The organism is Tropicimonas sediminicola (genome assembly GCF_900188335.1).
GTDB lineage: Bacteria > Pseudomonadota > Alphaproteobacteria > Rhodobacterales > Rhodobacteraceae > Tropicimonas > Tropicimonas sediminicola.
The window spans coordinates 16,242-31,689 of the sequence record NZ_FZOY01000017.1; the positions used below are offsets into that span (position 1 = coordinate 16,242).

A 15,448-nucleotide genomic window follows, 5' to 3' on the forward strand; every position below is an offset into this window, starting at 1 on the left:
CTACTTCCTTTCCACAGGCCGGCCCAGCAGCCCCTGGGGGCGGATCAGCAGGACGAGTGCGATGACGACGAAACCGACCGCGCCCTTGTAGGGGGCCGAAATGAAAGCGACGGTCAGCTCCTCGGCCAGGCCGATGATCACGGCCCCGAGCGCTGCCCCCAGCGGCGAGCCCAGCCCGCCGACGATGGCGGCAGCAATCACGGGGATGGCCAGCGCGAGGCTGAGGTTGGGCTCGATCGCAAGATCAAGCCCGGCCAGCGTGCCGCTGAGGCCGAAGAGCGCTCCGGCCAGCAGGATGCCCGCCGCCTCGATGCGCGGCACCGGAAGGCCCCGGATCGAGGCGAGCGAGGCGTTGTCGGCCACCGCCCGCAAGGCGCGACCCAGCCGGGTAAAGGCGAGCAAGGCGCCGACCGCCAGCGTCGCAAGGATCGAGATCCCGATGACCCAGAGCGTCTCCGGCGTGAAGCGCAGCCCGGCAAAGGTCAGCGGCGGGCGCAGCGGCAGGTCGAAAGCGCGGATCTGGGTGCCGAAGGCGAACCGGATGACGTTGTCGATGATCACCGACAAGGCGATGGAGACCAGCAGCAGCGTACCGCCGCTGCGCCCGCGCAGAGGCTCGAAGACAATCCGGTCGCTTGCCAGCAGCAAGCCCGCGCCAAAGACCACGGCAAAGACGCCGCCCATCCAGATCGGCAGACCCAACTCGTTCATGCCCCAGGCCGCGAACGCCCCGGTCGTCATCAGCGCGCCGACAGCGAAGTTGGTGTAGCGAAACAGGGTGAAGATCAGCGTGAAGCCGATGGCCGCGGGCGCGAGGATGGCCGCGCTGGCGATGGCGTTCAGAAGTAATTGCATCAGGCGTGGTCTCCGAAGAACAGGGCCCCGAAATCGGGTTCGGCGGCGAGTTCGGCCGCTGGGCCCGCGCGGCGCAGCCGCCCGTCGACCAGCACCACCGCGCGGTCCGCGCGGGCCAGGGCGGCGCGGGCATTCTGCTCCACGATCAGGATCCCGATGCCGGAGTCGCGGGTCAGCTGCTGCAGCACATCGAGCATCTCGCCCACCAGGTTGGGAGAGAGGCCGGCGGTGGGCTCGTCCACCAGCAGGATGCTGGGCCGCGACATCAGCGTCATGCCCAGCGCAGCCATCTGCCGCTGCCCGCCCGACAGCCCGCCCGCGGCCTTGTTCAGGTAGTTGGCCAGCGTCGGCAGCAGGCCGATGACCTCGTCCTTGCGGGCGGCGATATCGTCATGGCCCCAGGCGCTGGTTTCCAGGTTCTCGGTGACCGTGAGGGTGCGAAAGACGTTGCGGTCCTGGGGCATGAAGGCGACGCCGCGCGTGGCCCGCTCGAAGGGCGAGAGCGCGACCAGGTCCGTGCCGTCGATGCTCAGGCTGCCCGCGGTCACCCTGGCAACACCGGCGAGGCTCTTGAGCAGCGTCGACTTGCCAGCCCCGTTGGGACCCACAAGGGTGACGATCTCGCCCGAGCCGACCTGAAGCGAGACATCGTGCACGATGTCCGCGCCGCCGTAGCCGGCGCTGAGGTGTTCGAGGATGAGTTGGGTCATGCGGCCTGCCCCAGATAGGAGTCGATCACCGCGGGGTTGCGCGAGACGTGGTCGAAGCTGCCCTCGGCCAGAAGCTCTCCGGCCGCCATCACCACGACACGGCTGGTGAGGGCGCGAATGAAACCCACGTTGTGTTCGATGATAAGGAAGGTCTTGCCCAGGTCACGGTTCAGCTTCTGGACGATCTCGATAATCTCCTCGACCAGATGCGGCGCAACACCGGCCGCGATCTCGTCCAAAAGGATCGTGTCGGCTCCAGCCATAAGGGCGCGGGCCAGCTCCAGAAGTTTTTTCTGGCCGCCCGAAAGTGTCCCGGCCGGCTTTGCCTCGTGCGGCGTGAGCGCGACCAGTGCAAGCATCTCCCGCGCCTTTTCGGTCAGTTTTGCCTCAGCGCGGCGCACGGCAAACGGACGGAAGAGCGCGTTGGCCATGTGTTCGCCCGGATGATCCGCAGCGGCCAGCAACACGTTGTCCAGCACCGACATACGGTCAAGTTCGCGGGAAAGCTGAAAACTGCGGACGATGCCATGCCGGGCCAGCTTGTAGGGCGGAAGGCCTGTCACGTCGCGGCCGTTCACCCGCAGCTTGCCCGCATCGGGACGCAACACGCCGGAGATCAGGTTGAACATGGTGGTCTTGCCGGCGCCATTCGGGCCGATGAGCCCCATGATCTGGCCCGCATCGACCTGGAAAGAGACGTTGTTGACGACGGCGACGCCACCCAGCTTCTTGGTCAGCCCGTCGACTTCTATGCGCACCGGTTTCATGTCGGGTCCTCGTCGGTTTGCCTCGGCATCTCGGCAGCCGGATGCGCGGCCGCCGCAATTCGCTGCTCGATCGAGGCGATCAGCATGTCGAGAACCGCCGCCTCCTTGGCGCGATCGGGTTCGATGTTGTTCTGGATCCGAAGGCCGCGCAGGGTGGAGACCGTGAAAGTGATGATGATCCTCAATTCCTCGGGCGGAAGCTGAGACCGCGACAGGGCCTTGACGCCGAATTCCTCGTAGGCATGGAAGAGGTCAGACAGGATCTCGTTGACCGCGAGGCCGATCCGGGATTCCGTGCGACCCAGGACCACGAGGTCCAACATCGTCACCAGCGCGTTGGAGGGAAACACTTCCTCGTAAAGTGTCATGACGTAGGTCCGCACATCGCTGCGCCCTGACGCGACATCCTCTGCCTGCCGGACAACGACATCCCGGGCCCGCTGCCAGAAATGCCGGGCTGTATCTATGATCAGGTCATCCCGCGTCGGGTAGTGGTGCAGCATGGCCCCGCGAGACACTCCGCAGCGCTCCGCAACCGCCTTGCCGGAGGCCGCCTCGACACCGACCTCGGCGATGATCTCCTCGGTCGCAGCTCGCAGCCTGGCCCGCATCGCGGCCCCTTTCAGCTCTCGCCCGTCCTTGATTTCCGAATCTGTCTGCATCGTTCCTTCCGCTGTCTTGCCGTCAGCTGCCCCCTTCCCGATCGTCACTTCAAACAAAAAAACATTCACGACTGTTTTTTTGTTTGAAGACGGAGTCACGATGCTCGGGATTTCAGCAAACGGTGGAATTCCCTCGGAAAAGCCCGCGCGATAATTCGGCAACGCGCGAAGATCGGAAGGGGGCGTGTCGGCTGCGCCACTGACCTCGTCGGCCTGTTTGCCCTTCCGGAACCGTTGACGCGCCAAGGTGGGCCAGTGGTCGTTCGAATGAAACGGCGCCCTGTCGAAACCATCCGAGGCCAAGCTCGGCTTTGCAGAGAAACCCACCCAGGTTCGCCGAGACACCTTGCCCACCAGCCGGCACCCCAGGTCCGCGGTCCGAAAAGGGCGGGACCTGTCACCACATGGGGGTTGGCCATTCAAGTCTGACAAATGCGAGCGCGGTCTTGCGTCTGCCGCTCTGCGATCCGAGACGCGCAGCGCCTCGACCGACAAGTTCCCGTTCGCGCATATTCAGGTGAAGTGACTGGAGCCGCACCCGAGAACCGCGGCGTGACGCTTCAGACCAAGGACATAAGCCCCCCCGGCTCTCTCCGCCAATCTACGGGTGATCGCCCCCTCGGCAATCTGTTGGCGCGGGCGGGTCGCTCGCGCATCTGTCATGGGAACTTCCCTGTTGCTGGTCGCAGAAGACAGCCGGGAGCAGAGGTCCGCGCCCGGAGTTGCGGGGCATCAAGGCGCCATACGCTCCGCCATTCTTACATCTCAACATAGGAAGCAGCTTCGGACGCAGGAGGTATGCGTCACGTTCACCCAATAGCCAATCTGCGGCATTGCGCCTTTTCTTGAAAGCCTATGATCCGACGATCAGACCGGCCGGATCTTGCAGCCGTGCCGCCAAGACATCTACCATCTAGCATGCTAGATTGACTATGCGCTCAAACTAGCATATTAACATGCCAGAAAGCAACCGGATCCATTGGCTCCGATGGCGGGTGGAGGCGATCGATGGATGACTCGTTCAGAAACCGATCCGTTCGTTCACTCGGTCAGGCCGATGGATCGTGTCCGAACTCGGGTTTCTGGCAGTGGCGATCTTGACGACCAAGCCCTTGAGGAGGGGGCGCTCCCCGGAATTTCGAGGCCTCAGAACAGTCTGAGGATCAGTTTCGGGTGGATCTGATCTGCGATGCAGCCAGGAGCAGAACGACAAACCCGGTCGCTTCGAGAGGTCAATGGACCGCGTCCATGGGCGTCTCGAGGCACCTCGAGCGCAAACCAGGTTTCAAAGGGAGGAACCACACCATGCTCAAAACCGTAACCGCCACGTTGCTGGCCACTGCCGCCATGGCAACGGCGACCTTTGCGTGCGAGATCATGCTCAAGGCATCCGACACCCATCCTGACGGCTATCCGACTGTCGAAGGCGTCAAGGCCATGGGCAAGATGCTCGAGGAGAAGACCGACGGCCGCATCTGCATCGAGATGTTCCACTCTGCCCAGCTTGGCGAGGAAAAGGACACGATCGAGCAGACCCAGTTCGGCGTCATCGACCTCAACCGCGTCTCCTTCGGGCCGTTCAACAACATTATCCCCGAGACCCAGATCCCCTCGCTGCCCTACATCTTCCGGTCCGTCGACCACATGCACAAGGTGATGGACGGCGAGATCGGCGGGGAGATCCTCGGCGCCTTCTCGGATCACGACCTGATCGCGCTCACCTCCTATGACGCCGGCTCGCGCAGCTTTTACAACAGCCAGAAGCCGATCACATCGCTTGAAGACCTCGCTGGCATGAAGTTCCGCGTCATGCAGTCCGACCTTTTCGTCGACATGGTCGGCGCGCTCGGCGCCAACGCCACGCCGATGCCCTATGGCGAGGTCTACAGCGGCATCCAGACCGGCGTTATCGACGGCGCCGAGAACAACTGGCCGTCCTACGAGTCCTCCGGCCACTTCGAGGTTGCCGGCTACTACACCCTGGATCAGCACCTGATGGTGCCGGAAGTCCTGGTGATGTCGAAGATGACCTGGGACAAGCTGTCCGAGGAAGACCAGAAACTGGTGATGGAAGCCGCCAAGGAATCCACCGCGGTTCAGCGCAAGCTCTGGGCCGAGCGCGAAGCGGAATCCGAAGAAAAGGTCCGCGCCGCCGGGAACGAGATCATCACCGATATCGACAAGACGCCGTTCATCGAGGCCATGGCGCCGGTCTACGAGAAATACGTGACCGACGAGAAGCTCAAGGACCTCGTTGCCCGCATCCAGGCGGTCGAGTGACACAAGATCCGAGGTGGCGGTCCCAGTGACCGCCACCTCTGCTTCTGCGGGAGATTGGAATGCAGGATTTCATGCGCTCCGTGGCCAGGGTCACGGGACTCATCGGTCGCATAGCGCTCTACTTGTCCGGAATCGGGCTGGTCATCATGACGGCGATGATCGCTGCCCAGGTTTTCTGGCGCTACGTACTCAACGACAGCATCGTCTGGACCGAGCCGGGCTCCGTCATGGTCATGGGATGGTTCATCTTTCTCGGCGCCGCCGTGGGCGTGCGCGAGGGCTACCACCTCTCCTTCGACGTGCTGCTGATGGTCCTGCCGATGCGGGTGAAGCTCTGGCTCTATTCGATCTCCGACATGGTCGTCGTCGCCTTCGGCTTCGGCATGATCTGGTACGGCGGCCAGCTCATCGAAAAGACCTACAAGAACACCATTCCCTCGCTCGGCATCTCGGGCGCGTTCGACTTCCTGCCGCTGGTCGGCGGCGGCGTCCTTCTGATCCTTTTCTCGCTCGAGCGCCTTGCACGCCGCGCCGCCGGAATGCCCACCGCGCGCTTTGGCGAAACGGTCGACGAAGACGAACTGAACGGCCTCGTACCGGCCAACCGAATTGAGGAAAAAGGCTGATGGAATACTGGATCCTCTTCGGCACCTTCGTCTTCCTGCTGTTCATCGGCACGCCCATCGCATTCTGTCTTGGCGTGGCCTCCTTCGCGACCGTGGTCTATCTCGACCTGCCCCCTGTGGTGATCTTCCAGCGGCTGAACTCGGGCGTTTCGGTCTTTGCCCTGATGGCGATCCCCTTCTTCATCTACGCCGGCGAACTCATGGTTCGCGGCGACATCGCCCGAAGGCTCGTGGCGCTCGCGGGCGCGATGGTGGGCCACTTCAAGGGCGGCCTCGGCCAGGTGAACATCCTGACCTCCGTCATGTTCGGCGGGATTTCCGGTTCCGCGGCGGCCGACACCTCGGCCATCGGCGGCATCATGATCGGCCAGATGGAGAAGCGTGGCTACGACGTCGATTATGCCGTGGCGGTCACCGTTACCTCGTCGATGATCGCGCTGATGCTGCCGCCCTCGCACAACCTGATCATCTATTCGATCGCCGCGGGCGGCAAACTCTCCATCGCGGATCTCTTCACCGCCGGCATCATTCCGGGGTTCATCCTCGCCAGTTCGCTGATGATCGCGGCCTGGATCATGGCGCGCCGCCGCGACTACCCGACCGAGCCCTTCGAAGGCTGGGCCATGGTGGGTCGGCTGTTCATCAACGCCCTGCCCGGCCTGATCCTCGTGGCCATCATCTTCGGCGGCGTCCGTTCCGGCATCTTCACCGCGTCGGAATCCTCCTGCATCGCCGTCGTCTACGCGCTGTTCGCGACCTTCATCGCCTATCGTACGCTGAGTTGGGAGGCCTTTGTCGGCGCGACACTCGGCGCGGTCCGGACGACCGCGATGGTGCTGCTGGTGATCGGCTGCGCGGCCGGCTTCGGCTGGCTTCTGGCCTATCTGAAGATCCCCGCCGAGCTCGTGGAGTTCATGCAGGGCATCTCCGACAACCCGATCGTCGTGCTGCTGCTGATCAACGTCACGTTGCTGATGCTCGGCACCTTCATGGACATGTCGCCGCTGATCGTCATCACGACGCCGATCTTCCTGCCCGTGGCGATGGCCTTCGGGGTCGACCCGGTCCATTTCGGCATCATCCTGATCCTGAACCTCGGCATCGGCCTCTGCACGCCTCCGGTCGGAACGGTGCTCTTTGTCGGTTGCGCCGTGGGCAAGATCTCGATCTGGGAGGTCATGCGCTCCATCGGGCCGTTCTATATCGCGGCGGTCTTCACGCTGATGCTCGTCACGTTCATCCCGGCGCTGTCGCTCTGGCTGCCCGCGCTGTTCCGGTAGCGGGGACTTCCGAGCCCCTGATTTTGCAAACCAAGTGAAGCCGTCATCGGCAAGTTGAGCGACCTTCTTGGCGCAGCGTCCGGCAGAACCCCGCCAGTCGCTGCGCCTTTTGAATTTGCCCGGAACGCTGTTTCGCACCGCCTTATGCCGATGCATCGTCATATCAGCATGTTGGACACTGACCTGATCTGTCCTAGAACTGTTCTGGATAACTGATTCAGGGAGGATCACCATGAAATTCGCCAACCTTTTGGCGGCCGGAGTTCTGCTGGCCGCTCCGTTGCCTGCGCTCGCTCAGGAGCAGCTGTCGATCGCCACCGGCGGCACCGGCGGCGTCTACTACCCGATGGGCGGCGGCCTGGCCGAGGTCATCAACAACCACGTGGAGGGATATGCCGCGACCGCCGAGGTCACCGGCGCCTCGGTGGAGAACATGGGTCTCATCGCCACGGGCGACGCCGATCTGGCTCTTGCGCTCGGTGATACGGTTCAGCAGGCCTATACCGGCACCGGCCGTTTCGAAGGTCAGCAGCTCGACATGATCCGTGGCCTGGCCTCGATGTATGCCAACATGGTGCAGATCGTGACGCTCGAAGGCTCGGGCATCGCATCGCTCGAAGACCTCGTCGGCAAGCGCGTCTCGGTCGGCGCCCCCGGCTCCGGGACCGAGGTCAACGCGCAGGAGATCCTGCAGGCCAACGGCATTACCTACGACGACATCGAGGAGCAGCGCCTGAACTTCAACGAGACAGCCGACGCACTCGCGAACGGCGACATCGACGCCGGCTTCTGGTCGGTCGGCGCGCCGACCTCGTCGATCCTCAACCTCGCGACCACGAACAACATCGTCGTCATCGAACTGACCGACGCCCAGATCGAGGCCGCTCAGCAGGCGGTTCCGATCTTCGCACGCACCACGCTCGCCGAAGGCATCTACAACGGCGTTCCCGCGACGACCGTTATCGGCGTGCCCAACGTGCTGGCCGTCTCTTCCGAGATGCCGGACGATCTCGCCTACGCGATCACGCGCGCGATGTTCGAGAACATCAAGGACCTGCAGGCCGTGCATCCGGCGGCGAACCAGACGACGGTCGAGTTCACGACGGTGGCGACGCCCGTCCCCCTGCACCCCGGCGCGATCCGCTACTACGAGGAGATCGGGGTCACGCTCCCGGACAACCTGCGCCCGTGAGGAGAAACCTTGGGGGAGGGCTGCTGGCCCTCCTCCTTCTCGCCACGACCGCCGCGTCCGGCGATCTCGTCGTGACGCGGGAGGACGGTGCGGAGATCGCGCGCCTGGCCGTGCCTGACGGCGATGGCTGGTGCGTGCTCTGGCACCACTCCGTGCAAGGGTTCGAAGTCTCTGACTGCTACGAGAACCGGGGCGGGCACATGGTGCTCGTCCGCTCGCACCTGCCCGATTTCGCGGCAGGGCTCGACCATATCCCGGGCCGGGGCCGGCAGGTCTCGGACGGACAGGGCGGATACTGGATTCTCGACATCGACGAGCCGGTGCCTGGCGATGCCTACGTGCTGCGTCCGGGCCGAGGCGCCGTAGACCACAGGCTTCGCGTGGGAGAAACCACCGTTTCGCTGTCGCAGGCAGCGCCCCGCGCGCGCCTGCGGATCGAACTGACCGGGAGCGAGGACTGATGGTCACCGAAACCGATACGACGACTGATGCACGACCAAGCCGGCCGGCGCATCCCCGCCTGGTGCTGCGCGCCATCACCGTGATCGGCGTCACGCTGTCGCTGTTCCATCTCTATGCCGCGGGCGTTCAACCGCTCGGTCTGTTCTACCAGAGGCCCATCCACCTCGGGTTCATTCTCGTCCTTTGCTTTCTGATCTACCCGGTCTGGGGCCCGTCGCGCCCGCGCGGGGCTCTCGGCTGGATGATCGACGGCACGCTCATCGCCTGCTCCATCCTCGTCGGCTCCTGGTTGCCGGTGCACATAGACACGATCGCGAACCAGATCTTTCCGCGCGACATGGACGTCGTTGTCGGGGTGATCACCGTCCTTGTGGTCCTCGAGGCCGCAAGGCGCGCCGTCGGCCTCGGCATGACGATCATCGGCGCGGTCTTCGTCGTCTACGCCTTTGCCGGATCCCGCGGCGAGTTGCCTTTCCTCGCCGACTGGATGCCCGGAATCCTGAACCACCGCGGCTACTCGCTCGACCGCGTGGCGAGCCAGATGGTCCTCGGCGCCGAGGGCATCTTCGGCATTCCGCTCGGCGTCGCCGCCACGTTCATCTTCGTCTTTGTCCTTTTCGGCGCGTTCCTCGAAGTGACGGGAGCGGGCAAGTTCTTCATCGACCTCGCCTATGCAGCCACGGGCCGTCAGAGGGGCGGCCCGGCCAAGGCCGCGGTGATCGCGAGCGCGGGCATGGGGTCCATCTCCGGCTCGGCCATTGCCAACGTGGTGACGACGGGCGCCTTCACGATTCCCCTGATGAAGCGGCTGGGCTACCGGCCGGCGCAAGCGGGCGGGATCGAGGCCGCGGCCTCCACCGGCGGGCAGATCATGCCGCCGCTCATGGGCGCGGGCGCGTTCCTGATGTCCGAGTTCACGCAGGTGCCCTACGTCGACATCGTCCTCGTATCGATCTTCCCCGCGGTCCTGTACTTCGGCGCCGTCTACCTGCTCGTACACATCGCTGCGGCCAAGCAAGGGCTGACCGGCATGGCGCCGGAGGACCTGCCGAGCGTGCGCAGCGTTCTCGCCGAGGGCTGGCATTTCCTGCTGCCGCTCGTGGCGCTGGTGGCGCTTCTCGTGGCGGGGTACTCGCCGATGCGGGTGGGGTTTTACGCCATCGTCTCCATCATCGCGGCCGCCGTGGCGCGGGCTCTCTGGACCTTTGCCACGAGCGGACCGACGCTCGACGGATTCACGGCGCTCTGCCGCTGCGGCGGAGAGCTGTTGATCAAGGCGCTGGAGCTCGGCGCGCGCAACGCGGTCGCGGTTTCGATGGCCTGCGCGGTGGCGGGGATCATCGTGGGCGTCGTCGGCCTGACGGGGCTCGGACTCAAGTTCTCCGCGATGATGATCGCCTTCTCGGGCGGCAACCTCGTGCTGGCACTCATCCTGGTCATCCTGGCGAGCCTGATCCTCGGCATGGGCCTGCCGGTGACGGCCGCCTACATCGTCCTGATCATCCTCGTCGGCCCCGCGCTCACCCAGGAATTCGGTATGCCGATCCTGATCGCTCACCTCGTCGTCTTCTGGTACTCGCAGGACAGCAACGTGACCCCGCCCGTTGCGCTCGCCGGCTTCGCCGGCGCGGCCATCGCCGGGGCGAAACCGATGGAAACGAGTTTTCAGGCCTGGAAATACGCCAAGGGCCTCTACCTCGTGCCGCTCTTCATGGTCTTCAACGAGTCGATCATCCTCGGCGGCCCGCTGCCTCTGGTGCTCTGGAATGGGGCCATCGCTATGGTGGCCATGGCGGGTTTCGCCGTCGCCCTCGAAGGCTTCCTCTGGCGCCCCATGCCGCTCTGGCAGCGCGTCGTCATGGTTCCCGCCGTCGTCGCCGTTTTCTGGCCATCGATCGGCATTGAAGCTGTGGGAGCGGGCGTCATTCTGCTGCTCCTGGGGCTGAACTGGTGGCAAGCGAGGAACGACGGCCCGACCTCAGACGCCCTGCCGCCCACGGGCGCTCCGGCAGGATCCGACTGAAACCGGCGGACGGCACAGCGGGATCGAGCACAATTCGCCCCGGCCATCGACGCCATCAGACTATCGAGGTCCGATAAGGTCCCGATGTCGCAAACGGCTCTTGTCGTTTCGGCTCGGGGCTTGTCGGCCCTATGCACCCGGAACATGGCGCTCGGATTCATCGACATTACCACCAAGCCCCGCGGCGACCCTGTGCGGCGAGCCTGCCAATCCCGAGTAGGGCAACACGCTGAACCTTTTCGCCAAGCGAGCGGAAAGGCGAGCGGCCTGGTCCGGCAATGATCTCTGTTGCTTCAACCACCTATGGCGGAGGCGGCACGATCGCGCCAATCAACCAAGCCTTTGACTCTTCGGTGACTTCCGCGACCCAAGAAGAGCCATGCCACGGCAACCACAACGGCAAAGATCGGAATTGCTCCCGTCATGGCGGATCTTGCGCCGCCCTGGAGAGCCAAGCCATCCCTCGCGCAACTCGAGGGCGTACTGCGAACACTGGAGCGGGCCCCTTGGACCTGACGGTGAGGCCGAGTGAGTTGACATGGCAGCACATTGATTGCCTCAATAATAAGTATGTATGAATTCAAGTGCCAATCATCGACGGCCCCAAGTTGATGCAAATGGGCGTCCTCAAAACGTCGTTCACTGGCAAGTCGCCAGAAATCCGAACCCTAGATCGGATCCGAGCATGAGTTCGCGCCTTTACCTCGTTCTGTTCACGATGGCCGTTGGCATCCTGGTTGGCGCGGCAACCGTTCACTTCCGGCTTTTTCCCTATCAGATGCTCATGTCCGCGAAGGCGACTGTTGAGGACGTCATGGTCAACTGGGAGGCGTTCCTTGGACGGGCTCCTGTCAACCAGCTCATTCCCGGAGGTTATGACGGCGACGGCGTGACAATATTGGACGCCCAACGGTCCGCCCCCGGCAATACCCTCATGGCCGGTGTGAAAGGCAATGCCGTCGCACTCTGGCTGGTCACCCCCGAGGGCGAGACACTCCGTGAATGGCAACCACCCACGACGGAGATACTGACCGATGCCGAACATATCGACGGGGTTGAAAAGCCATTCAACGATTTCTTTGTGACCCTGCATGGCGCGGCCCTTCTTCCCGACGGCGGCACGCTTTTCACGATCTCGCACTACGCGCTTGTCAAAATGTCGGCCTGCGGCACCAACGATTGGGTCGTTCCGACAATGGCGCATCACGCGGTGTTTGCGAGCCACGACCAAACCTATTGGGCGGTCACGCGCTTTCACCACGATACGGACCATCCCGATCACAACCGGATCCGCCCCCAATTCTGGGAAGATGCGGTGATCCAGGTCGACTCCAACGGCACGATCTTGCGCACCATCTCGATCCTCGATGTGATCGAGAAGAACCGGCTTTGGGGCAAGTTGTTCGGCGGACAGCGGCCGGTGCCGTCCATCTCCGGAGACATCACCCATCTCAACGACGTCGAGGTGCTGTCGCCGGAAATGGCTGACGCGTATCCCGATTTCGACGCAGGCGATGTCATGGTCTCACTTCGAAATCCCAACATGGTGATCGTGTTCGACCCAGAAACGCTCGATGCCAAATGGTCCAAGGTTGGGCCGTGGATTCGCCAGCATGATCCCGATTTCGGCGCTGACGGGTGGATCGCGGTACTCGACAACAGAAACGATGGCGCGGATGGAACGCGTTTCGGCGGCAGCCGTGTGGTGTTGATCCGTCCAAAGGGACCCTTTGGCGGAGAGTGGCGGGTGGCGTACGAGAATTCGGCGTCGACACCGTTCTTCACCGCCAAGCGAGGTGTTCTCGACCTTCCGGGGAACGGCAATATCCTTGTGACTGAAAGCGAAGCCGGGAGGGTCTTCGAGTTCGATCGGAGCGGCGATATCGTATGGGAATACATCAATCGCTACGACGCAGAGAACCTGACTTCGGTCATGCACGCCGAGCGCTACCCGCCCGATTTCGCAGTGAACGCCTATTCCAACTGCGATCAGTTCTGACGTTCAAGTCGCCGTGGGAGGGCGCCGCGGCGCTCTTCGGCGGGCCGCCCGAGGCAGATTAACCTAGAGGAAGGTATCGAAACGATGTGTTTCGTGAAATAAATGATACACCTTTGGCGCGCAGGGATTGCATATGTTGCTGCGTCGCGAAGAATGCGCTTAGATACATGTGTTGCAAACAAGGGTATGGCGGCGGAGGGTCGTGACGTTTTTTGTGAGGATCCAGACTGCTCTGCCGCCAAGGTCAATGCGTGGTAACAATCTATGAAAAACGTCAACCTATCTGCCATAATACTTCTCGCGGCTTCACCGGCACATGCCTACGTCGGTCCGGGTGCCGGTCTCGGTGCGATCGCGGCAGCATTTGCTGTCATCGTCGGGCTTCTGCTGCTGCTTGTCGGCTTCGTGTACTTTCCGGTACGACGTATGCTGCGCGCGCGGCGCGAGACCTCCGGCGCTTCCGATACCAGCCGCGACACACGATAGCCTATGCACGTAGCCTCACTTGTGGTGGCTCTGACGGCAGTACTGGCATTCGCCATTTCTCTCTGGCGCTTGCGAATTGTATGGCTTGGTCGTTCGCTCACATCGCACACATTCGCCGGCGTTTCCGCGATGTTCGACAACCAGCTCGACGACACGCAGAAAGAGCGCGCCGTACGAGACGCAGGTCTTCGGCTCCTCCTCGGTGCCTGGCAGATCACCTGGCGCTTCGGGCTGGCGCTGGGCGCTACGGTTTTGCCGATCCTGCTTGCGGATGAGTTCGGATTCGTGCCGTTCGACACCACGCTCGGCGTGCTGCTTCGCGTGGATTTCATCGTGGTGGTTTCGATCGTTGCGATCGCACTCGGCTGGTTCGCGTCAAACCGTATCGGTGACGCGCCGCACAAAACCAGCACGACGGGCCAGCAGGACGTTGGAAACAAGATGTTTCACACGCTGGCATTTGCGAGCCCTCGCGCTCTCCGCCTCGCGGCAAAGCTGGACGACAGGCTATACGGTACGCAGCTTTCCCGGGTCAGAACCACTCCGCCGATCTTCATCACGTCTCTGGCACGCGGCGGCACCACGGCGGTTCTCAACTCCATGCACGGTCTGCCGCAGGTCGCCACACATCTCTATCGGGACATGCCGCTGATCACCGCACCCATGCTGTGGTCGAAGCTCGGCGGCAAGAACAGGGCGGTGGCCCGACAGAAACGCGCCCATGGAGACGGGATGGAGATCGATTTCGATAGCCCGGAAGCATTTGACGAAGTTCTATGGACGCTGTTTTGGCCCGAGAAGTACTCAGACGACGGCATTCAGCTATGGGACAAGCCGGATGCGAACGAGGAGGCTCGCCAAGAGTTCGAACTTCATTTCAAGAAGATCACCTTGCTTCGCCGACCGGATTCCGCAACCGGCGAAGATTTGAAAGTACGATACCTTTCGAAGAACAATGCCAATATCGCACGCTTGCGCCTCTTGCCGGACATGTTTCCCGGCTGCGACATCGTCGTGCCATTGCGGCACCCGTCGGCCCATGCCGCCTCATTGCTCCGGCAACACGAGAACTTCTCCAGTTTGCACGCGGAAGATCCCTTCGTATTGCGCTACATGCGCGACATCGGACATTTCGAGTTCGGCGCGCTGCACCGCCCGATATTTTTCGATGATTGGTCAACCGACGGTCGCTCGCCAGAGGAACCAGACTACTGGCTGGCGTATTGGGTAGCGGCCTTCAAAGAAGTCGAGTCGCATGCGAGCGACCTCCACATTCTACCCCAGGACGATTTGAGGGCCACGCCCGACAGGACCATGACAAGACTGCTGGACATGCTCGACCTTGAGGCACCGGGTGAGTTTTCTTCGTTTTTTCGCCACACGCCTGACCAACGACCCAGCCACCTTTTCTCGCCCTCGCTCCTGAAAGAGGCGGAGGATATCTACGCTGCATTACTCGGCCATGCTGGCCGCGCACCACGAGCGCGACTGAAACACGATCTTGAGCAATGACTGATGATCTCCCCCCAATTCATTGGATACGTCTTGGAATTCCGGGATCACGGTGCCGAGTCGCAATCTTTGGTTTACTGGGTTCCTGGACGGACCGGCATAAATTCCTTCTACGATTCTATTCGCAGTATCCGTGAGGCGCGCCTTTGGGGCCCGGGGTTCGGCAATAGGGAGATCTGTAAGTTCGATTGACTCCCGTGACCTAATTAGACGCCTCGGCATACACACCAATCTGATCACTAAACCAACGGTTATCGCCTGTTGTCGAAACCGTCCATCTGCCCCTCTTCGATAGATCATTGTCGGGTTCATGCTTCGGTCCGTGGTTGGCACGATGATCGCCAGATTGATGTTGGTTTAGCGCGGCATCTGAATTGCCCGTCTCATTGACGTTCTGGAAGGTCGCCCCCTCTCGCCAGATACGGGAAGGCCAAGAAGGATCAGGTGCCATAGACCATCAAGCTCCAACGGATAAACCGGCAAAATGGGGATGTCCGGATGTCAACGGCGGCGCAAAAACCGACCACTGGGCGGAGCAAAAGTCGGCCAGTCTGGGCATGACCGTCGCCTTGGCAAACGTGCTCCTCGTATAGC

At 62.6% G+C, this 15,448-nt stretch carries 13 protein-coding genes; 9 read left to right on the plus strand and 4 right to left on the minus strand.

The window, feature by feature from the left end; all coding sequences use genetic code 11:
- Genes CHB86_RS23430 through CHB86_RS23445 form a run of 4 tightly spaced genes read right to left on the minus strand, consistent with a single transcriptional unit; the run spans position 1 to position 3,321 of the window.
- Positions 1-855, minus strand: coding sequence for a branched-chain amino acid ABC transporter permease (locus tag CHB86_RS23430; protein ID WP_089235543.1), 855 nt, complete (start codon positions 853-855; stop codon positions 1-3).
- Positions 855-1,565 carry an ABC transporter ATP-binding protein gene (locus tag CHB86_RS23435; RefSeq protein WP_089235544.1) on the minus strand — a complete coding sequence of 237 codons (711 nt, stop codon included), beginning with the start codon at positions 1,563-1,565 and terminating at the stop codon, positions 855-857. Before CHB86_RS23435 ends, CHB86_RS23430 begins: the two co-directional genes overlap by 1 nt.
- Positions 1,562-2,332, minus strand: a complete 771-nt coding sequence (locus CHB86_RS23440) for an ABC transporter ATP-binding protein (RefSeq protein WP_089235557.1) — start codon at positions 2,330-2,332, stop codon at positions 1,562-1,564. Before CHB86_RS23440 ends, CHB86_RS23435 begins: the two co-directional genes overlap by 4 nt.
- Positions 2,329-3,321: a TetR/AcrR family transcriptional regulator gene (locus CHB86_RS23445; RefSeq protein WP_176443001.1), complete on the minus strand. Its 993-nt coding sequence runs from the start codon at positions 3,319-3,321 to the stop codon at positions 2,329-2,331. The genes CHB86_RS23440 and CHB86_RS23445 overlap by 4 nt, the downstream gene beginning before the upstream one ends.
- 978 nt (positions 3,322-4,299) lie before the next feature.
- On the opposite strand from CHB86_RS23445, the gene CHB86_RS23450 reads away from it, so the two are divergent.
- The 9 genes from CHB86_RS23450 to CHB86_RS23490 all read left to right on the plus strand — a co-directional run bounded on the left by CHB86_RS23450 (position 4,300) and on the right by CHB86_RS23490 (position 14,854).
- Positions 4,300-5,274, plus strand: a complete 975-nt coding sequence (locus CHB86_RS23450) for a TRAP transporter substrate-binding protein (protein ID WP_089235546.1) — start codon at positions 4,300-4,302, stop codon at positions 5,272-5,274.
- Positions 5,275-5,333: 59 nt separating this feature from the next.
- Positions 5,334-5,900, plus strand: a complete 567-nt coding sequence (locus CHB86_RS23455; protein ID WP_089235547.1) for a TRAP transporter small permease — start codon at positions 5,334-5,336, stop codon at positions 5,898-5,900.
- Complete coding sequence (locus CHB86_RS23460) at positions 5,900-7,180, plus strand: TRAP transporter large permease (RefSeq protein WP_089235548.1); 1,281 nt, start codon at positions 5,900-5,902, stop codon at positions 7,178-7,180. The genes CHB86_RS23455 and CHB86_RS23460 overlap by 1 nt, the downstream gene beginning before the upstream one ends.
- A 232-nt stretch (positions 7,181-7,412) precedes the next feature.
- On the plus strand, positions 7,413-8,372 hold the full coding sequence (locus CHB86_RS23465) for a TAXI family TRAP transporter solute-binding subunit (protein WP_089235549.1): 960 nt from the start codon (positions 7,413-7,415) through the stop codon (positions 8,370-8,372).
- A complete protein-coding gene (locus tag CHB86_RS23470) occupies positions 8,369-8,833 on the plus strand; it encodes a DUF1850 domain-containing protein (protein ID WP_089235550.1) in 465 nt (154 codons plus the stop codon). The genes CHB86_RS23465 and CHB86_RS23470 overlap by 4 nt, the downstream gene beginning before the upstream one ends.
- Positions 8,833-10,857 (plus strand): TRAP transporter permease, encoded by a 2,025-nt coding sequence (locus tag CHB86_RS23475; RefSeq protein WP_089235551.1) that lies wholly within the window; start codon positions 8,833-8,835, stop codon positions 10,855-10,857. The genes CHB86_RS23470 and CHB86_RS23475 overlap by 1 nt, the downstream gene beginning before the upstream one ends.
- Positions 10,858-11,542: 685 nt before the next feature.
- Entirely contained in the window at positions 11,543-12,856 is a 1,314-nt protein-coding gene (locus CHB86_RS23480) for an arylsulfotransferase family protein (protein ID WP_176443002.1), read from the plus strand.
- 264 nt (positions 12,857-13,120) lie between these two features.
- The gene (locus CHB86_RS23485; protein WP_089235553.1) at positions 13,121-13,342 is read left to right on the plus strand and encodes a hypothetical protein; all 222 of its coding nucleotides are present in this window, start codon (positions 13,121-13,123) and stop codon (positions 13,340-13,342) included.
- Positions 13,343-13,471: 129 nt separating this feature from the next.
- Positions 13,472-14,854, plus strand: coding sequence for a sulfotransferase (locus CHB86_RS23490; RefSeq protein ID WP_176443003.1), 1,383 nt, complete (start codon positions 13,472-13,474; stop codon positions 14,852-14,854).
- Positions 14,855-15,448: the final 594 nt, after the last annotated feature.

What these genes read in the sequence shown, in the direction of transcription:
- CHB86_RS23465 (WP_089235549.1), top strand. Translation starts at nt 7,413, where the DNA reads ATGAAATTCGCCAACCTTTTGGCGGCCGGAGTTCTGCTGGCCGCTCCG.
- CHB86_RS23460 (WP_089235548.1), top strand. Translation starts at nt 5,900, where the DNA reads ATGGAATACTGGATCCTCTTCGGCACCTTCGTCTTCCTGCTGTTCATC.
- CHB86_RS23450 (WP_089235546.1), top strand. Translation starts at nt 4,300, where the DNA reads ATGCTCAAAACCGTAACCGCCACGTTGCTGGCCACTGCCGCCATGGCA.
- CHB86_RS23440 (WP_089235557.1), bottom strand. Translation starts at nt 2,332, where the DNA reads ATGAAACCGGTGCGCATAGAAGTCGACGGGCTGACCAAGAAGCTGGGT.
- CHB86_RS23490 (WP_176443003.1), top strand. Translation starts at nt 13,472, where the DNA reads ATGTTCGACAACCAGCTCGACGACACGCAGAAAGAGCGCGCCGTACGA.
- CHB86_RS23455 (WP_089235547.1), top strand. Translation starts at nt 5,334, where the DNA reads ATGCAGGATTTCATGCGCTCCGTGGCCAGGGTCACGGGACTCATCGGT.
- CHB86_RS23480 (WP_176443002.1), top strand. Translation starts at nt 11,543, where the DNA reads ATGAGTTCGCGCCTTTACCTCGTTCTGTTCACGATGGCCGTTGGCATC.
- CHB86_RS23475 (WP_089235551.1), top strand. Translation starts at nt 8,833, where the DNA reads ATGGTCACCGAAACCGATACGACGACTGATGCACGACCAAGCCGGCCG.
- CHB86_RS23435 (WP_089235544.1), bottom strand. Translation starts at nt 1,565, where the DNA reads ATGACCCAACTCATCCTCGAACACCTCAGCGCCGGCTACGGCGGCGCG.
- CHB86_RS23485 (WP_089235553.1), top strand. Translation starts at nt 13,121, where the DNA reads ATGAAAAACGTCAACCTATCTGCCATAATACTTCTCGCGGCTTCACCG.
- CHB86_RS23430 (WP_089235543.1), bottom strand. Translation starts at nt 855, where the DNA reads ATGCAATTACTTCTGAACGCCATCGCCAGCGCGGCCATCCTCGCGCCC.